Annotated in this window: 12 protein-coding genes; 6 read left to right on the top strand and 6 right to left on the bottom strand. The window is 45.9% G+C overall.

Going from position 1 to position 22,256, the window contains the following annotated elements:
- Positions 1-21 precede the first annotated feature (21 nt).
- Genes HGH91_RS17745 through HGH91_RS17735 form a run of 3 tightly spaced genes read left to right on the top strand, consistent with a single transcriptional unit; the run spans position 22 to position 2,025 of the window.
- Positions 22-552, top strand: coding sequence for a DUF1572 family protein (locus tag HGH91_RS17745; protein ID WP_168740146.1), 531 nt, complete (start codon positions 22-24; stop codon positions 550-552).
- 3 nt (positions 553-555) lie between these two features.
- Positions 556-978 (top strand): hypothetical protein, encoded by a 423-nt coding sequence (locus HGH91_RS17740; protein WP_168740145.1) that lies wholly within the window; start codon positions 556-558, stop codon positions 976-978.
- A 6-nt stretch (positions 979-984) separates the two neighbouring features.
- On the top strand, positions 985-2,025 hold the full coding sequence (locus tag HGH91_RS17735) for an aminotransferase class I/II-fold pyridoxal phosphate-dependent enzyme (protein ID WP_168740144.1): 1,041 nt from the start codon (positions 985-987) through the stop codon (positions 2,023-2,025).
- Positions 2,026-2,076: 51 nt separating this feature from the next.
- On the opposite strand, the gene HGH91_RS17730 is transcribed toward HGH91_RS17735, so the two are convergent.
- The 4 genes from HGH91_RS17730 to HGH91_RS17715 are packed head-to-tail and all read right to left on the bottom strand — an operon-like array spanning position 2,077 to position 8,523.
- Positions 2,077-3,060 (bottom strand): DUF5007 domain-containing protein, encoded by a 984-nt coding sequence (locus tag HGH91_RS17730; RefSeq protein ID WP_168740143.1) that lies wholly within the window; start codon positions 3,058-3,060, stop codon positions 2,077-2,079.
- 24 nt (positions 3,061-3,084) lie between these two features.
- Positions 3,085-3,759: a fasciclin domain-containing protein gene (locus HGH91_RS17725; RefSeq protein ID WP_168740142.1), complete on the bottom strand. Its 675-nt coding sequence runs from the start codon at positions 3,757-3,759 to the stop codon at positions 3,085-3,087.
- 27 nt (positions 3,760-3,786) lie between these two features.
- Complete coding sequence (locus tag HGH91_RS17720; protein WP_168740141.1) at positions 3,787-5,349, bottom strand: RagB/SusD family nutrient uptake outer membrane protein; 1,563 nt, start codon at positions 5,347-5,349, stop codon at positions 3,787-3,789.
- Positions 5,350-5,367: 18 nt separating this feature from the next.
- The gene (locus HGH91_RS17715) at positions 5,368-8,523 is read right to left on the bottom strand and encodes a SusC/RagA family TonB-linked outer membrane protein (protein ID WP_168740140.1); all 3,156 of its coding nucleotides are present in this window, start codon (positions 8,521-8,523) and stop codon (positions 5,368-5,370) included.
- Between the two features lie 767 nt (positions 8,524-9,290).
- On the opposite strand from HGH91_RS17715, the gene HGH91_RS31535 reads away from it, so the two are divergent.
- Positions 9,291-14,084 (top strand): translocation/assembly module TamB domain-containing protein, encoded by a 4,794-nt coding sequence (locus HGH91_RS31535; protein ID WP_168740139.1) that lies wholly within the window; start codon positions 9,291-9,293, stop codon positions 14,082-14,084.
- A 120-nt stretch (positions 14,085-14,204) separates the two neighbouring features.
- Here HGH91_RS31535 and HGH91_RS17705 read toward each other — a convergent pair whose 3' ends face one another.
- Positions 14,205-15,407: a bifunctional 3,4-dihydroxy-2-butanone-4-phosphate synthase/GTP cyclohydrolase II gene (locus HGH91_RS17705; RefSeq protein WP_168740138.1), complete on the bottom strand. Its 1,203-nt coding sequence runs from the start codon at positions 15,405-15,407 to the stop codon at positions 14,205-14,207.
- A gap of 426 nt (positions 15,408-15,833) precedes the next feature.
- Here HGH91_RS17705 and HGH91_RS17700 point away from each other — a divergent pair, with 426 nt between their 5' ends.
- A complete protein-coding gene (locus HGH91_RS17700) occupies positions 15,834-19,073 on the top strand; it encodes a carboxypeptidase regulatory-like domain-containing protein (RefSeq protein WP_168740137.1) in 3,240 nt (1,079 codons plus the stop codon).
- Positions 19,074-19,208: 135 nt separating this feature from the next.
- Here HGH91_RS17700 and HGH91_RS17695 read toward each other — a convergent pair whose 3' ends face one another.
- Entirely contained in the window at positions 19,209-20,555 is a 1,347-nt protein-coding gene (locus tag HGH91_RS17695; protein WP_168740136.1) for a M12 family metallopeptidase, read from the bottom strand.
- A gap of 250 nt (positions 20,556-20,805) precedes the next feature.
- On the opposite strand from HGH91_RS17695, the gene HGH91_RS17690 reads away from it, so the two are divergent.
- Positions 20,806-22,254 (top strand): OmpA family protein, encoded by a 1,449-nt coding sequence (locus HGH91_RS17690; protein WP_168740135.1) that lies wholly within the window; start codon positions 20,806-20,808, stop codon positions 22,252-22,254.
- Positions 22,255-22,256 lie beyond the last annotated feature (2 nt).

Here is a 22,256-nt window from a genome sequence, read left to right as displayed (position 1 = left end):
TAACACCCAAATACCTTTTTTATGTCCTTCCAATCCATCTATCTGCAAAGCGTATTAAACCGGCTGGAAACCCACCGGCAGCTGGGACAGAAAACCATTGAAAGATTAGATACCGCACAACTGCACTGGCAACCTGCGGGAGAACCCAACAGCATTGCCCACATTATACAACACCTGCACGGTAACATGCTATCGCGCTGGACCGATTTCCTGACAACCGATGGGGAAAAGTCCAACCGGGACCGGGACCAGGAATTTGAAGAACACAATACCACTGCTGCCCAACTGCTGGAACAATGGAATGAAGGCTGGGACTGTATGATGAATGCGATCCGCAGCCTGCAGGAAAGTGACCTCGACAGAACCGTTTTTATCCGCAACGAACCGCATATCGTGGTAGATGCCATCAATCGCCAGCTGGCGCATGTGCCCTACCACGTAGGCCAGATCGTATATATCGGTAAAATGATCCTCCAGGATAAATGGCAAAGCCTGTCTATCCCCAAAGGAGCATCGGCCGCCTTTAACAACGCAAAAACAGGGAACAAATAATTCATGAAAATACGTATAGTCCTGTCCGTTATATCCGCCGTAGGAATGATGGCAGCCTGCAGGGGCCAACAGAACAATGAACTGCTAATGAATAAAAAGTGGCGGGTATATGACGTGAAAGTACCGCCCGATGCGCCTATCAGTAATACCCAGTACATCCAGGCAGAAGATCTTAAAAAGACCTACTACCGGGATGCCTACTACCAGTTTCTGAAAGGAAATGTTTTCGTAGCTACCATTGCCGGCAGATCAGATACCGGTAAATATTTTATACTCAGTAATGGCGCCATGATTTCTGTTACCGCTAAAAACGGCGACCGGAAAGTGGAGAACCTGGTGACCATTACAAAGTTAACAGACGACTACTTCGATATGAAAGTAACATCGACTGATTTCCAGTTTATCCTTTGTACCAAAAAAGAATAACACCAGATGCAGTATACAGATCATACGCCCGGCAGAACTACCTTACTGGAAGGCCGGACCTGTTTGTTTTTTTCGGGATTTGCTTACCTGGGGCTACACCAGCAGCCGGCCTTTAAGGCATTGCTGGCACAGGGAGTGGAAAAATATGGCACCGTTTTCCCGTCCTCCAGGGCAGGCAACTTACGGTTATCCTTATACGAAGAAATAGAACATGCACTTTGTACACTGCTGCATCTGCAATCGGCCGCCGTATTTTCTTCCGGCTTCCTCGCCTCCCAGGCGGCCGTGCATTACGCGCTCACCTGTGGAAAACCGCTATATGCGCCGGATACGCATCCTGCGCTCTGGGGACTCCCCACTGCGCTTCCCCTTGCAACCCGGGAAGAATGGATCCGCCAAACGATTGAACAGGTAAACAGTCACCCCGATCATACCTTTGTGATTATTACCGACGCCGTGAACCCGCTGACCAGCACGCTGCACCCTTTTCAATGGCTGCAGGAACTGGAACGCAAAGTGCTGGTAGTAGCCGACGACTCCCATGGCATAGGGATACTGGGCCCGGCAGGACAAGGCAGCATTCACTTTATGCCCAAAACGCCTCCTGTGCGTTACCTGCTCACCGCTTCCCTGGCCAAGGCTTACAGCATACAGGGCGGCGTGGTTGCCGGATCGGCCGCAGATATTATGGCCTTAAAAAAGAGCCCTCTTTTTGCCGGAAGCACTCCTATGATGCCCGCCAATGCCCATGCCTGGCTACATGCAGGAGAGCTGATACAAAAAATGCGTAAGCAGCTGCAACAGAATATTACGCATATGCTGCAAATCATGGCAGATCTTCCGGTACATAATCCACATGGGTTACCGGCATTTATCCTGCCGCCGGGAGAAGCATTGGTAAAATCGCTGGAAGACCGCGATATTATTATCTCCAGCTTTCCTTATCCCCAGCCACAGAGCGTACCCGTAAACAGGGCAGTGATATCTGCGTTGCATTTGCGGGAAGATATCACTACGCTGCACCAGTTCCTAAAAGAAATTGTCTGAACCAGGATCACTCCCGGTTCAGACAATCTATACACTATAACGGTATCCTTATCAGATATGCGTTACTTTCGGCAATTTTATTTCTACCACGTATACGCCTGCTTTCATTAAACGGAAGGCAAATAACGGATTGGCGCTACCGACCTTACTTGTTAAAGCCGGATCTACCTTTATGAAAGAAGCGGGAACCCGGTAATACATCAGGTAGTTCCAGTTGGTACCTCCGTTGGAATATTTACTCAGCGGGAAGGGCGCAATCTCGAAATTACAGATCATCGCAGTATCCGTGTACTGGATAGGGTGAAAACGGGCATAGTTCTCAAAAATAGGACGGTCGCCACGTTTAATGATTTCTCCCTTAGACGGGTTAAATGGTTTACCGTACTTATCTGTTATCTTCAGGATCACGGACGCACCACTTTCATTTACCCGGGTAATGGTCATCGTTGGCGCTCCCATAGGGATAGTTGCAGAACCATCACTCGGGAAGAAGTTACAATTGGCCGTTGTTTCTGTTATCAAAGGCGGATCGACGGTAGTCATGGTAGCAATATTCTTGTACACCTTAGATCCGGCCACGTTAGACACCTGGATATCATACTCGTAGGTAACGCCCAATGGTAAGCTATCTGTAGCGCCATTGAATATAAACTGGCCACTTGTTAAAAACACAAATGGTTTCAGGTTTTTAAGGGTACGTTTCTTATTCACCTGCTCGATGGTGGTATCAACAGCAGGATCTACCGATGCCGTATATACGTATACCGGGTACTCCTTGTAAAATTCATCTGCATGTTTTTTGGTATCTGCCCTTCTTACATCCAGCAAGGTAATGGTCATGGGCTGTGTGGTTCCATCGGCCAGGATGGCGTTGGTTTTCTGGAAAGGGTTACCCCGTTGTATGGTAAGAGGATTATCCGGCACATAGAGTCCATCACTCAAAAAACCTTCATCGATTTTTTTACATCCTCCCATGAGTATACCCAACAGGATAGCAGGTCCCAGTAATTTTTTCAGGTTATATTTTTCAGACATACTTTTAAGTTTTTTGATCAATGACTATTTCCAGTAAAAGGCATGTTTGTTTTCCAATACATGCAACACGCCCGTAGTGGTGATGATACCCGTGGTTTGCAGGATGTTTGTTTTGTCCTTATCCCCGTCGGGGTAACCATCTGGCAGCGGATCCGGATCCAGCCCATTGATAATCTTTGCTACCGACAGGTAACGCACTCCGGCAGAAAGTACATCGGAATAGTCGCCTGATTTTACCTGCTTGAACGCAAAACTTTCTCCTACTTTATTCTTATACACCTGGGCTTCCAGCGACAGGTCGGATCTTACAATCTTCCCGTTAAACATATAAGCCATCAGGGAGTCGCGCAGTTCAGGCGCTTTCAGGCTATCGATCGTGTATTTAACGTTCTCATCATTTGTAGCCTTTTGCAACTGGAGCGTCCGTATTGCCAGGAATGTTTTGATGGAATAGTCGGTAGGTGCAATAAAAGTAATATCGCTATTTACCGTTTCCTTTAAACCCGCTTTATCAATCAGCAAAATCAGTGTATCAAACAGGGGATTCGCCTTCAGGTAATCGTAAGTTGTCATTGGTGTATGATCATTGGTGGGGCTGCCTCCAATAAAGTGATCATCCTTTTTACAGGCGGTAAACAACAACGCCAGCAACAGCATAGCCCATCCGCCCCGGGTAGTATATATTTTCAGTTTGTTCATGTCAATACGTTTGTAAGATTTTAAAAGCTATTTCACTTTGCCCAGCCAGAAACTGTTTTGGGAGATCACGTTGTTATTGAGAAACAGTACCCTTCCCACTGGCCATTTCCAACCACCGGCATCAAAACGGCTCTGCGGGAATATGCCACCGCCATTCAGATCCTGGTTAGTCAGGAAACCGGTACGTACCAGGTCATACCAACGTTGGCCTTCGCCATACAGTTCACGGGAACGCTCGCGGAGCACTTCCCATTTAATGTTGTCGATATCATCAGCAGTACGCGGGGCAGCCTGCGCACGGGCTCTTATGGTATTGATATCCTGCAGTGCTGCACCTTCGTTGCCCTGATCGGCATAGGCTTCAGCGCGCAGCAGTAAGAGGTCGGCATAGCGCAACAACATAATATTGGCATCTACCGATGCACCGCTGTTGTCACCCGGATTTTTATAACTGATATTCTCCCGGTTAGGCCCAGCAAACTTGCACAGGATCACATCATAGGCATTGCTGTTGTCCGTTAACCCGGAGAAGAAGTAATTGGTACGTACATCTGAAGAAGGCACGTCATACAGGGAGTAGATCAGGTCGAGATTTACCACGTCTACTTTGGAACTTTTATTATAGACAAAAGGTGCTTTCATCAGGCTATAATAAAAACCTGTTTCGATTTGTTGCTCACCGTTAGCAGCCTGCATGTTGATCTCGAAGATGCCTTCGTTTGATTTGCCATGGAACACTTTCGGATAATTAGCATAAGGCTCCAGCTGGTACATACCACTGTTTTCCACCGAGTCAACCGCCGCGATGGCGTTGGTAACATCAGAAATCACCTGGCCTTTATTCAGGAAGTTTTTCCACATATACACGTGTGCCAGCAAGCCAAAAGCCGCTCCCTTGTTGGCTCTCACGGCTCTTTCTGTACCGGATTTATATTCCCAGGGCAGCAGGCGGATCGCGTTTTTCAGATCGCTCACGCAGCTATCTATGATGGTCTTTTCGCTGGTTCTGGGAATGTTGGTGGAATGTGCCGGATCTGCATCATATTGAAATACTGCCGGGACATCGCCCCAGATACGGGCCATATAGAAATAGGAAAATGCACGCAGGAAATACGCCTCTCCCAGGAAACGGTTACGGGTACGGGTAGGGTTGTCGGTAAACTGGTTATCCGGGATATTGGGAATATTATGCAACATAATATTCGCCTGGGTAATTATTTTGTAGTACGGCGACCAGTCGTGGTATTTATCCAGGTAAGAACCCAGGAAATCGGCATTACTGAAACCATCCCCTCCTTTTACTAACGCCCTTACGTCATAGGTGGTATAGTCCGCGAACTCGAATGCCGGCAGGGAGCCATATGCAAAATGCGACATGCTCTGATCCCAGTCGGTATTGGTAGTTAAGGCCCGGCGCAATAAGGCATACCCACCTGCTGCCCCCTGCTCTGCATCCCGCTGGTTTTGCCAGAAAACATTACTGTAAGGCGAGTTAATCGGATCCTGGTTTAATAGCTTGCGGCAAGACACCAACGGCGATAACATCAGCCCCGCTGCCACCACTGTAAATATATTTTTAAGACATTTCATATCAACTTCTTTTTAAAATTAAAAACCAACATTTACGCCCAATGTGAACTTCCTTGGAATAGGGTATCCGCCACCGGTGTAAGTACCTTTTTCATCCACCGCTTCCGCATCCGGTACACTGGATTTCTGGAACATTTTCACGTTATCAATCACACCGTAAATCTGCAGCTTACTGAGTCTTGCACGCTGTAATAATTTAGGTCCAACAGTATAAGAGAGGTTCAGGTATTTGATACGGGCATAAGAACCGTTTTCCACAAAGGCAGAAGAAAATGGTAAGAACTGGTAGTAATAATTCTGGCTATAAGGGATTACCTGTGCATACTTGCTCTGATCGCCCTCTTTATGCCAGCTGTCGATGGAGGCAGGGTCAATAGCTGCTACATCTGCATAGCGGTTGGTTAAAGCCTCCAACCTGTCAGACATGTATTTATTATAAATATCACGTTTCAGGGTAAAGGTCATATACACCTGCAGGCTCCAGGGACCATACATAAAGGTATTGGTAAAACCGCCGGTACAACCGGGATTAGGGTTACCCGCACGTACTTTATCATTCCAGTCCCATACATCGTAGTCGCCATTCTGATCTACCCAGATAAAATCACCTGGTTGTACAGTATGGTTACCGTTCCAGTAGGTCAGTTTCTCACCGGTATAAGGGTTGAAAGGAATATCTTTTGCGGTACTGTATACGCCCTTACTTTGCATCAGGTAAAACTCATTGATGGCTCTTCCTTTGGTAAGGATATACGTCATACCGGTATTATTATCAGGTACCACGAGATCACGGTTACCATTAGGCAATGCCACAATCTGGTTTTTGATGAACGAGAGAATCAGCGTAGAATTCCACTGGAATTTACTGTTAGCCGGCATCAGGCGGCCCTGTACCGTGAATTCCACACCGGTGTTACGCACATCTACCGCGTTAGTGTTTACTTTATTATACCCGGTGGTAGAAGGGAGCATCAGGTCGAACAGTTTGCGGGAAGTACCGCGGTTAAACGCATCTACAGTAACATTCAAACGCCCGCTAAAAAAGCTCGCATCAACACCGATATTGGACTGCAGCGCCTGCTCCCAGGTCAACCCATTCTGTGCTACTCCATCACTAAAGTTCGGTGTTACCGCATTCACCCCGTTGTAAGTACCGCCATTAGAACCGCCGTAAGTTCCCTGGTTGATGCTGTAGGTATTGAACGGCAGGTAATAACTAGTTGGCAAGCTACCGGTAACTCCAAAGCTACCGCGTACTTTGAGGTACTCTACCCACTTTTTCAGCGGCGCCATAAACGGCTCTTCGGAGATATTCCATCCGGCAGAAACAGAAGGGAAGTATCCCCATCTGCTGTCTTTACCAAAACGGGAAGAAGCATCTGCGCGGTAAGCGAACGATAACAGGTATTTTTCCTTATAATCATAGTTAACACGGGAGAAGAAAGACAATAGTCCGGCAGACTGATAATTCGATCCGGAGATGAGGTTTCCGCCAGCGTCATAGAACGCCAGGTAGTTCGGAACAAAGCCCTGTACTACTTTCACGTTGTCGTTGCTCAGCGCACCTGCACCGATACCGGTGTATTCATTCTTCACATTATTGATCGTGTTACCCAACAACACATTGAGGTGGTGATCATTATTCACTATGTTAGTCGTATAACTCAGGGTGTTATCGAGGTTCACGTTTTCATAGCGCGACTTGCTGCTTTGTGCATAGGACAGGCCTGCTACGTTCAGCGCACCGGGTCTGAAGATATCGCGGGAATTGACGCTCGACTGTATAGAGCCCGTAGAAGCAAAACGCAGCTTTTTGCTGAAATCGTAGTTGAGCGTTACGCTGGCCGTGATATCATCATTGATATTTTTATCTCTTCCATCACCAAAGTCGCCTACATAGTTTTTCTTATCCAAATCCGAAAGGTTAAAGAGAGAAGACAAGTACTGTCCGCCATTCAGCGGGATCACGTCTTCACCGGGCGCTGTACCGCGGCCCCTGGATCTATCGCCACGGCTCAGGCGGAACAGGGAGCTTACATTCAGCTTAGTGCTCAGTTTCACACCCATGGCAGCAGACACGGTGTAGCGTTTAAAGCCGGTCCCTTTAATAGTACCTTCTTCGTTATAGTAGTTACCGCTGATACGGTAATTGGTCATGTCGTTGGCGCCGGCCACAGAAAGATCGTAGTTCTGGATCAGGGCTTTCTGGTAAAACAGATCCTGCCAGTCGGTAGCTCCTGTGAAAGCCGGGTTGAGACTGTCTGTCAGCAGCATAGGTATCCTGATGGCCAACTGATCATAGCCCAGATTCTTTTGGAGGAAATTCATTTTGAACTGTCTTTCTTCCGCGCCACCAAATACTTTTTCGAAATTAGGCTGCTCCACCAAACCGGTATACGCGGAAACGTTTACCTGTGGTTTGCCGGGCTTTCCACGTTTTGTTTTCACGATCACCACGCCGTTGGCGCCACGGGAGCCGTAAATGGCCGCCGCAGACGCATCTTTCAGGATGTCGATCGATTCAATATCGTTAGGGTTAATACCGGCAATATAGTTGGTACCGGTGTTGTCAAATGCAGCTGCATCATCCATGGAAATGGGAATATCATCGATCACAAATAAGGGCGAGCTCAAAGTGCGGGCAGCAGAAGCATTGCGGCTAATGGAAGTATTTCCTCTCACCACAAAGGAACCACGTACACCCGGCTCACCGGTAAAGTTCTGTACGTTCAACCCCGCAGCACGACCTTGTAACAGCTGGTCAAAGCTGGGAGAAGGCAGGTTTTCGATTTCCTTGCCTTTTACGCTGGAAACAGCGGCTGTTACCGTTTTACGTTTTACTTCCTGGTACCCGATCACTACTACGTCTTTCAGACTTTTAGCATCCGGCTTTAATGAAATGGTGTAGGAAGTATTACCGGAGAGGACGATGGTTTGCGATTCAAAGCCTATATAGGAGATAGAGAGCTTACCAGAGTTACCTCTTAACGTCAGGGTGAATTTACCATCTGGTGTAGTAGCGGCTCCATTGTTGGTACCCACTTCTTTCACAGATACACCGGGCAATACAACCCCTTTGTCATCTTTAACGGTACCGGAGATTTTTCGCTCCTGGGCCCATACCTGCAGGCATAGCAGTCCCATTAGCGCTAGCAATAGCAACTTTTTGTGCATAGATTCTGGTTTAATAAATTAAGCTGGAATTATCAGATGGGTTGATAACTACCTTTTGTTCACTGGAAATCGTTTATTGTTTCTTTTTGTTTTTTTGGTTGACAGTCCTGAAATGTTGTTCACTTATTAACGTTCACGGGTAATAATCTTCTTCTCTAAGCACTCGCCTGAAATTATGTAAATAAGAATGTTACTATCGATCCTGGTTAATGTTACTGATATTAATGCTCGTAGGTATTGTTCACTTATTAATGCTCGTTGATAATAACTGTCTACTTTTTTGGTCGATGTTACTACAATTGTTCACAGTTCCGGGGGGAAAATTAGAGATGTTAAAATTTTCTTAATAGGCAGCGTGTAATTATTGACAATACAGTGACAGAAAGAATTACTATACCAATATTGCTCCGACTGAAATAAAATAATTGATAATCAATTTATTATAAAATATGCAATTATCATATCAACATATGGTGGATGAAAATAAAATCACAATACGATAAAATAACACCACTATATAGATACCTACAAGACAATCCAGTGATAAATACTTATCATGCATTTTACCCATACAAATATTGATCAACCGCGCCAAAACCGTATCTACTCACTGTTATCTATATACGAAAAAAGCATCCCTCATCGCACCGTTCAAATAGGGAAATCTATCTTATTTATTGGCTGATTGCCAAGGACTGGCAACTATTAATTATTTTTGCCGGATAAACTTTAGGCGCCTGAAAAAAGTACGGAAAATATTATCTGTCGTGTTACTCTGTTTGTTAGGCCTTGTCATCCTGGTCGGAATACTGGTAAACATCCCGGTGGTACAGAACTTCCTCGTGGGGGAAGTGACCAGCCGTTTATCCGAACAGCTGAAAACAAGGGTACAGATTGACCGTGTAAAGTTTCAGCTATTTAATCATATGCAGCTGGAAGGAGCGCTGATAGAAGATCAACACCGCGATACCCTGTTGTATGCCGGCAAATTACAGGTACGCATTACCGACTGGTTCTTTTTCCAGGATAAGCCGGTGATTAAGTTTATCGGGCTGGAAAACGCGCAGGTAAACCTTCTCCGCTCCCGCAAAGACTCTGTGTGGAACTATCATTTCCTGGAAGAAGCGTTCTCCGGTCCAACAGATACCAGCCATACGCCCAGCAAAGGCATTTCGCTGGACCTGAAAAAAATAGACCTCCGCAATATCCAGTTCAACGAGGTAGACGCCTGGGTAGGTGAAGATATGCGGGCATCCGCCAAACGCATTTACCTGGATGCTAAAAACCTCGACCTGCAAAAACATAATATTGATATCCAGGAGCTCACCCTCACCTCACCTGCTTTTATTGTAAGCAGTTATGCCTCTTCCCCCCTGCGTCACCGCAGACGCCCCGCTCCAGGCACCAACCCTGTAGACAGTAGCCAGATCAATGAACTCCGGTGGAACAGTGCCAACTGGAAACTTATTATAAAAGAGATTAATATCAAAAACGGAATTTTCGGCGTCGATAATCCCGACGATACCACCAAAATTGAAGAAGGCTACTTTGCGCCACACCATATCCGCTTTAATGATATCAACCTTTCCCTCACCAATACCAGCCTGGTAAAGGACAGCGTGATAGGCGACCTTACCCTGCGCACCAAAGAGCGCAGCGGCTTTGAAGTGAAAAAACTGAGCAGCCGCTTTAAAATGTCGCCTGTAGAAATGGAGTTCTCACAGCTCGACCTGGAAACAAACCGCAGTCATATCGGTGACTACTACACCATGCAATACAGCGACATCAGTGATATGAGCAATTATATCGATGATGTCTTTATGCAGGCACATTTTAAAAACTGTAAACTCTCGTCCGACGATATCGCCTTTTTTGCCCCGCCCCTTTCCTCCTGGAAAAAAGAGATTATCCTCAACGGAAAGGCCCGGGGTCCGGTAAGTAACCTGAAAGCATCTGAAATAGACCTCAGCGCCGGCAACACCACCCGCCTGAAAGGAAGCCTGGAAATGCGCGGCCTGCCGGACATTTACGAAACATTCATCGATTTCCATACCGACGAACTGGTCACTACCGGTAAAGATGTGATGCAGATCATGCCTATCGTAAAAGACGTCGTTAATACCGTTCGCATCGACCGGTTGTCCAATATCCATTTCCAGGGAAGCTACACCGGCTTCATCAATGACTTTGTGGCCTATGGCCAGTTTCAGACCAACCTGGGAAAGCTCAACTCCGATCTGAACTTTAAAACCAGCAGGGATATACCGGTGTACTCCGGTAGCCTCAAGGCCAGCAACTTTGATATAGGCAGCCTTTTCGACAACGATAACCTGTCTACCGTTTCCCTGGATGCTAAAGTAGATGGCGCCGGCTTTAACTTTAAAACGCTCAAAGCCAGTGTAGACGCCAATATACAGGAAATGGCCCTATTCGGCTACAACTACCGCAACATCAAAACCAAAGGGGAAATGAGCCGCAAATTTTTCAATGGCTCCCTCACCGCCAATGATCCTAACCTGGATATGGACTTTGCCGGTACCATCGACTTCAACGAGGCCCTCCCCGTATTTAACTTCAATTCAGAAATCCGTAAAAGCGATCTGAAAGCACTGCACCTCACAGAAGATTCCGTTACCCTGCAAGCCAAGCTGGATCTCAACTTCAAAGGCAGTAACATCGACAACTTCGATGGAAGCGCCCGGATGTATGAAGTATCGGTGTTCAAAGACAACCGGCGACTGGAGTTCGACTCCCTCAACGTACTGTCGCATATGGTGGACAATAAAAAAGTACTGGAATTTGCCGGCAGTGAAATCAGCGGGTTTGTAAAAGGACAATATAGCTTCCTCCAACTGCCCAATGCCTTTCACCTGCTGCTCTATAAATATTATCCCAGCTATTTCAGTCCCCCGCCACAAACCAATATCAACCAGGACTTCACCTTTGCCTTCAACCTGGGAGAGGTGGACAAACTGCTGAAAGGCTTTACCAACCAGTTCACCGGCTTTAACCAAAGCCGGGTCGACGGCGCCCTGAATACGATGAATGGAGGCAACCTGGCACTGAATATCAACATACCGGAAGCCGGGTTCAAGGGTTACCACGTACAGGATTTACAGGTAAAGGGAGAAGGTAATTTTAATAAGGTCAATATCAGCACCAGTATTGGTAAAATATTGTCCGGTAAGAATGTAATGTTTGAAAACCCCGTGATACTGGCCAGCTCCGGGCATGATACCTCCTATGTGAAAGTAGACCTTTCCGCAGAAGACACTTCGTCCCTGGATGGCTTTTATGCCCGTATCATCACCGTAGCGGAAGGGGTGAAAGTCAACTTCCTCAACAGTGCCTTCACGGTTAACGAGCGCCAGTGGAATGTAACACCCGGCAATGAAATTTACTGGAGCAAACACTTTCTCACAGTAAAAAATTTCCGCATTACCCGCAATGATCAAAGCGTTACCATAGAAACCAATGAGTTTAACCCGGATGAGTCGAAGTTCATCGTTACCCTTAAAAACCTGAACCTGGCCGACGTTATCCCTGCCCAACTCATTACCACCCGCATTGAAGGGATTACAGACGGTACCATCAATATTGCGGATCCTACCGCCAACCTGGATATCAATACCGCCCTGAGAACCCGGGAGCTGCGCATAGACAACGATTCTATCGGTGTCGTGAATGTAGATGGCTCCTATCATCATCAAACCGGGATAGCTACCTTCAGCGTACAGTCGGACAATGAAGGCAAGGCTTTCGCCGCACAGGGACAGGTGGGCCTGCTGGCCGGCAACAATAATATCGACGCGGGCATCCAGCTCAATGGGACCTCTATCAGCCTGCTGAATAAGTACCTGGCGGGCTATGTGTCGAACCTTACCGGCACCGTAGCCGGTAATCTCAAAATAGGCGGCACTACCGCCCAGCCATCGGTGAAAGGCACCCTTTCCCTGGATACAGTGGGGGTAACCGTAGATTACCTGGGCACCCATTACCGGATCCCCAAGCTGAACGTCAATGTAGATGATAACCTGATTGAATTCGGCAACTTCGTACTGGTAGATAAAAACAATACCCAGGGCACCGCCAGCGGCTATATCAGCCATGATCACTTCGACAAACTCAATTTCGATTTCGATGTAACCGGCCGGAGCTTCGTTTTCCTGGGTACCACCGCCAATGACAACGACCTGTTTTACGGTGATGTTATTGCCGATGGTAAAGTATATTTCTCCGGCCCGATCAACGATATGCAGATGCATATCCTGGCCCGGCCCATTAAAGGCACCCACTTCTACCTGCCCATGTCCGACAGCAAGGATATCGGTAAATACGATTACATCACCTTTAAAACCTATGGTACCGAGATCGTAGAAAAGAAGAAGAAAAAAGATAACACCAAACTTACCGTCAAGCTCGACATTGCCGCCAACCCTGATGCACAGATAGATGTTATCCTGGATGCTACTACCGGCGATATCATTTCGGCCAACGGTACCGGCAACCTGCAGATCACCGTGAATACGGAAGGTGATTTTAGCATGTTCGGAAATTACGAAATCAATAATGGGTCTTACAACTTCACCTTCCAGCGCTTAACCAGCTGGAAATTTGATATAGAGAAGAACAGCAGCATTATCTGGAACGGAGATCCTTCTGAAGCGCGGGTAAATATTATGGCCAAGTACTCCTTGCCTAAGGTGAGCCTTTACAACCTGGTAGGACAGGGCACCAATATCAGCTCCGATAAACTGGCTACCCGCACCGAAAAGGTGGATGTACTGATCAACCTGCGTGGCGCCCTGTTGAAACCGGACATCACCTATTCCATCGAATTACCGGAAGTAGGCAGCCTGGCCTATGAAAGCGGGGTAGCCGCCCACCTGAAAGAAATTAATAACGACCAGAACAAGGCCTTGTTCCAGGTATGGGGATTATTATTTTCCAACCAGTTTTTACCCGATGATGCTACCACTACTGCGGCTGCCAATGTGGGTATTACTGGTAAGAACAGCGTAGGGCAGGCTTTATCAGCCCAGGCCCAGGCCATTTTGAACAATATTACCGGCGCCCTGCTGAAGGGAAGCGGTATAGGCGTAAACGTTAACTACCGGGCTTATAACGTGGGCGGCCCCCAGGATAACTCTTCCGTAGACCGTAACCAGGTGAGCGCCGGTATTACCAGCAACCTGTTTAACAACCGCTTCCGTTTATATGCCGGTGGCGATTATGACTGGGGTAAAACGGCCACGTCTGCCAATACCAACCGGTTTGCGGGCGACTTCCGCGTTGAATACCTCCTGACACCTGATGGTCGTTTCCGTATCAATGCCTTTAGTAAAACGGACTACGACGTATATAACCTCAACAACCGTACGAAATCCGGCGTAGGCATTTCCTATATCAGGGAGTACAACCGGTTTTCCGAACTATTCAACGGGGGAAACCGCAGCCGGCGTACGCCGCTGCTCGATTCGCTGCGTAAGGCCGCTGCCCTGAAAAAGGAACAGGAAGATTCCGCAAAAGCAACCCAAAAGAACACAAAAAACAACGAGTAAGATGGGTTAAACGACAAAGGAGAAAACCAGTTGTAGCACCGGTTTCCTCCTTCGCGTGGTTTATGGGTTACCGGCATGTTGCCACACCGGTCACGCGGCCTTATGGGCCGTCATATGTGTCTATCCTTTCAGGATATCATGACCTAATTTATCTCTCTTGGTTTTCAGGTACCCTTCATTATGCGGGTTAGGATGAATTTCGATGGGCACATTTTCCACTACTTCCAGTCCGTAACCGCTTAATCCGGCGCGTTTGCGCGGGTTGTTGGTAATCAGGCGGAGTTTGGAGATACCCATCTGGCGGAGGATTTGTGCGCCTACACCATAATCGCGCTCATCCATTTTAAAACCAAGTTCCAGGTTAGCTTCCACGGTATCCATTCCTTCTTCCTGGAGTTTATAGGCTTTCAGCTTATTCATGAGGCCTATACCGCGTCCTTCCTGGTTCATATATAATATAAGACCTTTCCCTTCTTTTTCCACCATCTGCATAGCGGCATGGAGTTGTTCCCCACAGTCGCAACGTAATGAATGGAGTATATCTCCTGTTACACAAGAGGAGTGCACACGTACTAGTACCGGCTCATCTTTTTTCCAGTTTCCTTTTTTCAGGGCCATATGAATTTCACCTGAATTGATCTGTTTAAAGGCCACCAGTTCAAAGTTGCCGTATTTGGTAGGCATCTGTACTTTCACGCCTTCCTCGATCAGGGTTTCGGTGCTGAGCAGGTAGGCGATGAGGTCTTTGATGGAAATGAGTTTGAGATCGAATTTGGTGGCTATTTCGCGCAGTTGCGGCAGGCGGGCCATGGTGCCGTCTTCATTCATGATTTCCACCAGCACGCCGGCGGGCTCGAATCCTGCCAGGCGGGCCAGATCTATCGTTGCTTCGGTATGGCCCGAGCGGCGTAACACGCCTCCTGTTTTGGCTTTCAGCGGGAAAATATGCCCGGGTTTGCCCAGGTGTTCCGGTTTGGTAGTAGGATCGATCAGCGCCTGCACGGTTTTGGCCCTGTCATGTGCGGAAATGCCGGTAGTACAGCCATGTCCGAGCAAGTCGACCGATACCGTAAAAGGAGTCTGGTGCAGGGCGGTATTATCGCGGACCATCATCTCCAGTCCTAATTCCTCACAACGTTCTTCCACTAAAGGAGCACATATCAGCCCACGGCCGTGGGTACTCATAAAGTTGATAATCTCAGGTGTTACATTGCGTGCTGCTGTTACAAAATCACCTTCGTTTTCACGGTCTTCGTCATCTACTACGATCACCAGCTTACCGTTTTTTATATCTTCTATTGCTGCTGCTATTGTATCTAACATATAATATTCCCTCCGGGTCAGTAATGTGAATGGCGCAAAGTTACGACATATACCTGTGAAAAGATGAAGCGAAGGACAGGTTGATTTTGGTCAAAAAGGCATTGCTGATAGTTTAATTATACAAAGCGATTTTAATGTATAAAAAAATAAGGCGATACGATTGAATGTCATACAATTAAATACCGATAAAGTTCAAACAGCGTGTATGTTTCATTCATTATCAATAACACCTATTTGAGAAATTATAATTTTTGGTGCGAATTCTCAGAAATCATATTGTTTATAACGCCTCCACTAGATGCTGTTTAATTTTTTATCTACCAGGCGAGATATCCACAGTCTACTTAACAATTTGTTAATTTGAAGTTAAATTTTTCACAAGAAAAATGACCAACTTTGCGCCTGAAACAACAACATCTTTGCTTTATGGGGTTAAAAAAGTTACTCTTTACATTATCATTGTTAATCACTGTTCTCTTCACTTATGCCCAGGTTACCACCAGTAGCATCACGGGTGTGATAACTGATTCAAAAGGCCAGGGCCTGATTGGGGCTACGGTAAAAGCGACTCACACACCTACCGGAACCATTTACGGAACTACAACCCGTAACGGTGGTGAGTTTACCATTCCCAACATGCGTGTTGGCGGACCATACAAAGTGGAAGTATCTTTCATCAGCTATGGTACCGAAACGTACAACGACATCTTCCTGAAGCTGGGTGAGCCGTTGAAAATAAGCGTTAAGCTGTCTGAAGGATCTACTACCCTGAAAGAAATCAGCATTACCGGCACTAAGAATACTGTTAAAGGTAACGGTGGCACGGCCATGAACATTTCCCGTACCCAGCTCAATAACCTTCCTTCGGTTAACAGAAGTGTACAGGATTTTGTTAGACTGAGTCCTCAGGCTTCTGTATCTACCAACGGTAAAGACGGTTCACCAATGGGTATTTCCTTTGGTGGCCAAAGCAATAAATACAACCAATTTGCAGTGGATGGTGCAGTAACCAACGACGTATTTGGTTTGTCTGCTTCCGGTACCAATGGTGGCCAGGCTGGAGCTAATCCTATTTCCATAGAAACGATTGACCAGTTACAGATTGTACTGAACCCGTACGACGTTAAACAAAGTGGGTTTACCGGCGGCGGTATCAATGCCATTACCAAAAGCGGTACCAACGAACTCCATGGCGCTGCCTACCTTTATTACCAGGATCAAAGCCTGGTGGGAAAAGCGCCGGATTCCACCCGTTCTAAATACGGTACTTTCAGTAATAAAACTTTCGGTGCCAGCTTAGGTGGTCCGATCATCAAAAACAAATTGTTCTTCTTTGTAAACGCTGAAAGATCTGTTAGAAAGAACCCAATAGATTTCAACCCTGGAACAGGAGCTTCCAACGTAACCACTGACGAACTGAAAAGTATCTATGATTTTGTTGCTACTAAATATAAAGTAGATTTGGGAAGCTACACTGACCAGGAACGTAATAAACCAGCTACTACTCTCTTTGGACGTATTGACTGGAACATCAATTCTGTTCACAAACTGACGATACGTCATAACTATCTGAATGCAAGTGACCTGATCTACAGCAGAAGCAATAGTTCTGCGGCTTTCGCAAACAACTATTATACCTTCCCGTCAAAAAGTAATTCCAGTGTTATTGAGCTGAACTCCAATTTCTCTAATAAATTAAGTAATGAACTGAGGGTTGGCTATAATAATGTAAAAGACAGAAGAAGCTACGAAGGCCAGCCCTTCCCTACCGTTACCATTAACGACAACGGACGTACCATTAACCTGGGTAGTGAGTTTTCCTCTACGGCCAACGCCCTGGATCAGAGCATCTGGACCATTACAGATAATCTGACTATGTATAAAGGTAAACATACCATCACTGTAGGTGCAAATGCTGAAATCTACAAGATCAAAAATACCTTTATTCAAGGTGCTTTCGGTTCTTATACATATGATTCCATCAACGGATTCATTAACAACCTGAAACCAAGACAATACCAGATCAACTATAATACAGCTGATTCTACCCTTCGGGATGGTATCGGCTTCAAAGCAGCCCAGATCGGTATCTATGCACAGGACGAATGGAATATCAGGAAAAACTTCACCCTAACTTACGGTGTAAGAATAGATATTCCTATCTTCCCAACCACTCCTCCGGATAACGTTGCATTCTCGAAAGATCCTAGCTTTGCTGGTTACTCCACTACTACCATTCCAAAATCAAGACCGCTGATCGCTCCGCGCATTGGTTTCAACTGGGATGTTACTAACGACGGAATGACTACCATCCGTGGTGGTGTGGGAATTTTTACCGGCCGCGTACCATTTGTATGGATCTCCAACCAGTATGCAAATACCGGTAATGTTTATACCAATGTGAGCTTGAGCGGTTCCGCCCTTCCAAACAACTTCCGCTTCAACTATGATGCAAATAGTCCTTTTTACGGACAATATTCTGCTGCTAACCTCGCTGCAATGGGAGCTAGCGTAGGAAGCCGCCCTTCCAACATCAACCTTTCCGATAGGGACTTCAAATTCCCACAGATGTTTAAAACCAACCTGGCGATAGAAAGAAAATTACCATGGGGAATGAGCGCTACCATAGAAGGAAACTTTACCAAAACGCTTAACAACGCTATCTGGGAAAATTTGAATATTGTTCAATCTAACGATAGTGTTTCTTTAGGTGGTGGTATTAAAAGACCTACCTGGGTAAAGAAGAACAAAAACTGGGGCGACCAGATTCTTTTGTTGAAAAATACCAGTGAAGGTTATACCTATAACATCTCTGGTGAGTTAACCAAACAAACAAGCAATGGTCTCTTTCTGAAAGTTGGTTATTCTTACGGTGATTCCTATGCAATTAATGACGGTACTTCTTCCACAGCCGGCTCTAACTGGCGCTTCGGACCCAATGTTAATGGGTTGAACAACCTGGAATTAGCCCGCTCTAACTATAGCATGGGTAGCCGGGTCCTGGCAGTAGTTTCCAAAACGTTCAAATATGGTAAAGAAGACAAATTCCGTACTACCTTAACGCTGTTCTATAATGGTCAATCCGGTATTCCTTACTCATGGGTATACTTCAACACAGTTGATCCTACCGGTGATGATTTAGGCTCCAGCGGCAACAACGATCTGATCTACATTCCTAAAGCAACAGAAGTTGCTGCTATGAACTTCGATCTGATTTCCCAGAAAGATTCTAAAGGTAATGTGATCTACACCCGCACTCCAGACCAACAAAAAGCCGACCTGGAACGTCTGATTACCAACGACAGCTACCTCAGTAAGCACCGTGGTGAAAATGCCAAGAAAAATGCAAGCCGCACTCCATTCGAAAATATCTTTGACTTTAAAATAGCGCAGGTACTGCCTATTTATAAAAATCATAAAGTAGAAATCACTTTCGATATCCTGAACGTAGGTAACCTCCTCAACAAAGATTGGGGAAGAACATATTTCATTGCTAACAACGCATCTACACCACTGACATTCAGAAAATTCGATGCCACCGGCAATGCAGTTTTCCAATATGACAGAAGAAGAGAGGTCGATGGCTTTGGTAATGAAAAACCATACTACATCAACAACTTTACCGCTCGTTGGAGAGGGCAATTGGGTCTTCGCTACAGCTTCTAATCATTTTTATAAAAAAAGAAAGGCCTTCGTGATTTTCATGGAGGCCTTTCCTTTTTTATAAAAATGTCGTTGTTGTGTTAGCCTGAATCTTCTTGCCATTAAGGTTTGAAAACTCCCCTTCATGCCTGTCTTGTTCTACAATTGTTCCCAAAAATAATGGTACCCTACGCCAGGGTAAACCCATCCACCTCCAGCGGAATAATAAGTGAGATTACCATAGTCGTATACCTGGTATTCCCACGTTTCTCCCAAATTGAAGGAACTAACTCCAGCAGGTATTGTCCAGTATACAAAATTCTTTGTATCCAAATCCTGGACAGTTAGCTTAAGTGGATGGGTTAATGCCAGTGGCGTACTTCTGGTATTATCTGTATAAAAGTAAATAGTTGAATGTCCCTCTACCGCAGAAGAGCCGGTATTCCAATCATAATCATCACGCGTTTTCGTATATTTTACCACGGCTGTGATAGACGGATTATACATATAGTTATATGTTTCCACATCTCCTGTTGATAGTCCATCGCGTTGTCCAACTATCCAACTGCCATCTAATCGGAGCATAACAGCAGTACCAGGTACTTTGGCAAAATCACCTGAACTATAGAGCATAACAGAATTAAAATCAAATGTTCTCAACTCAAAACCAGGATCCCCTGTTTGTGTATAGGTTTGATAATTATTCACTCTATCTTCCTGAATATTATTAAAATTAATAGTCACAAAATTATCCCTGTCCGAACGCGACTGTTCATGAAAAAATCCAATTGCATGACCTATTTCATGGATAACCTGACCAACACCACAACCGTCTGCCAGATAGATTGGCTGGCGCCCACCCTGCATTCCAATCGGCGAAGCGCAGACTAAAGGGTCCCATACAAATTCAATATAATTCGCCTGATTTGTTCTTGGTACAAAAATGATGTTAGTCTGGTTTTGCCAATGGGTAATTGCCATACTAACTCTTGCTTGTGCAGGTAAACTCCCGTTTATGGTGTAATATACCGTCCTGTTGGGCCAGAGGTAGCCAATACGAGCAATCCCTGTGCGGGAAAAAATGGACGAATCTTTCCTTGGAGCCCTGCCATTCGGCGAACCTTGCGACTTTATCAATGCCGCTTTTTGCATAGCAAGCGGCGACGGATGCATTGATAGTGGATTAGATTCCTTCAACGGGTGACGAAAATATTTTGTCAAATAATCGAATTGCCCCTGATTAAAGATCATATCCCCACTAACATAAACATTATTCTTTTTCAAAAAACTCAACTTTACATTACCCGCCGCGTCTTTTACATAAACTCTTTCCCCTGGAATGTCGGGTAACGCATCTGCTGTTTCACATGCACAAGTAATTTCCTGGGATTTTTCCTTCCCGGATGATGAAGCTGCTATTTCTTTTTTTTGACAGGCACTCATCAAAAAGGCACCAACAAATAATAGCAAACTAAACTGTTTGCGATAAGGTTTTAAAGGATACATAAACCAAAATTAAAAGGTAAATAATCAATAAAAGGCTACTGGATTGAAGGGTTAAATGCTACGTACAACGAGATAAAAATATCTCTTTTGGGACTATCATTTTAAAAAGAATACGCCTTGATAATTTCGTTCAGAATTTATACATCTACCTCTTTTCAAACACCTTCTCCAATTACCTTCTCCTTCCATCCCCATTTAAAATCTTATAATAAATCGCCCTTTATTTCCGTTATTCTCAAAACCCTTACCCTTGGCCTCTATACGTACTCTTATTCTATTAGTCGCCGTCCTGCTTCCGCTTCAACGTATCCAGGCGCAAAACATGATTGCCAATGCCGGGTTCACCGATGTCAATATCTGTACGGAATACAGCTATCCCTGTGCCCCCAGCGCCTGGGAATCCGTAGCACCCAACACCAGTAAACTGATGTATACTGCCGATAAAGGCAACCGCTATATTACCCTTACCCTTTACAGCAGCATTGATCCCGACTTCCGTACCTACAGCCAAACTCAGCTGCTTTGCCCCTTACAGAAAGGGCAACAGTACCTGCTGAAAATCTACCTGTTGATGGACGAAGACCGCCCTTATCCGTTACCCGCGGTATTGTTTGATACCGTTGCCGTGTATCGCTGGACACCCCGCCCACTCCAGGTAGTTCCTACTTTCTATTTCTCCCGGACCACCGACAAACACGCGGAGAACAAATGGACAGTACTGGAAAAAACATTTACCGCCCCTGCTTCCGCTAACCACCTGGTGATCGGGAACTTTGATACCTCTACCGCCAATTATCCCAACAAGGCAGATTACTACCTGAGCATCGACAGTATATCACTCACGCCTCTCTCTGGCCAGCTCTGTACAAGCGCGGCCGTGACCAAAAAAATACTTTATGCACAGCACGATCGTCATCACTATATTTCTCCCAACAACGATGGGGAGCCTCAACCGGTGGCCCCCACCTTACAAACCGTTTTCTTCAACAAAGGCGCCTGTGATACCCTGCTGCTAAAAAACGATTTCTTTGTGCCTGGTACCCGATATATTAATTCCGCCTATAGTTCACAATTAGAAAAAATATTACAGTTGCAGGGAGACAATGTCCGCAACAAAATAAAACTGACCGGCTATGTGTTCCGGCATACCAACGAAAAATATAATGAAATCCTGGGGCAGGACCGTGCAAAAGCGGTAGCTTCCTACCTGGTATATCAAAAGGGGTATAGTTTTGATGATTTTATCATTGCCGGTATAGGAAAATGCGCTCCCGGCGGCGATTCTACCGAAAGAGTGGAATTTATCAGCTGCCAGCCGGCCGGCGAAGTCACCGTACCGGTTACACATACCGATACCCTGCTGATTCCCGACCTCCTGTTCGAAGTCAACAGCCACCAACTCAACCACCAGATGTTGGGTGCATTGGATAGCCTCATTGGCCGCATTCCCGCAGGGGATCATATATCCGTTACCGTAACGGGGCATACCGACAATACCGGTACACCGGTGTACAACCAGGAACTATCCATGCGCAGGGCATTTACCGTATCAGACTATATCCGTGAAAAAGACCCCGCCATTCATATTACGGAGGTGACGGGCATGGGAGAATCTGTTCCTGTGGCGGACAACAACACCGCAGCCGGGAGAAGGAAAAACAGGCGGGTAGAAATTGTGATTTATCATCTTTCACAATAACC

It is taken from the genome of Chitinophaga eiseniae (genome assembly GCF_012641265.1).
Taxonomy (GTDB): Bacteria; Bacteroidota; Bacteroidia; order Chitinophagales; family Chitinophagaceae; genus Chitinophaga; species Chitinophaga eiseniae_A.
This window is presented reverse-complemented; position numbering and strand designations above follow the sequence as displayed.

Coding starts and splice junctions, on each gene's coding strand:
- HGH91_RS17745 (WP_168740146.1), top strand. CDS start 22: ATGTCCTTCCAATCCATCTATCTGCAAAGCGTATTAAACCGGCTGGAA.
- HGH91_RS17740 (WP_168740145.1), top strand. CDS start 556: ATGAAAATACGTATAGTCCTGTCCGTTATATCCGCCGTAGGAATGATG.
- HGH91_RS17735 (WP_168740144.1), top strand. CDS start 985: ATGCAGTATACAGATCATACGCCCGGCAGAACTACCTTACTGGAAGGC.
- HGH91_RS17730 (WP_168740143.1), bottom strand. CDS start 3,060: ATGTCTGAAAAATATAACCTGAAAAAATTACTGGGACCTGCTATCCTG.
- HGH91_RS17725 (WP_168740142.1), bottom strand. CDS start 3,759: ATGAACAAACTGAAAATATATACTACCCGGGGCGGATGGGCTATGCTG.
- HGH91_RS17720 (WP_168740141.1), bottom strand. CDS start 5,349: ATGAAATGTCTTAAAAATATATTTACAGTGGTGGCAGCGGGGCTGATG.
- HGH91_RS17715 (WP_168740140.1), bottom strand. CDS start 8,523: ATGCACAAAAAGTTGCTATTGCTAGCGCTAATGGGACTGCTATGCCTG.
- HGH91_RS17705 (WP_168740138.1), bottom strand. CDS start 15,407: ATGTTAGATACAATAGCAGCAGCAATAGAAGATATAAAAAACGGTAAG.
- HGH91_RS17700 (WP_168740137.1), top strand. CDS start 15,834: ATGGGGTTAAAAAAGTTACTCTTTACATTATCATTGTTAATCACTGTT.
- HGH91_RS17695 (WP_168740136.1), bottom strand. CDS start 20,555: ATGTATCCTTTAAAACCTTATCGCAAACAGTTTAGTTTGCTATTATTT.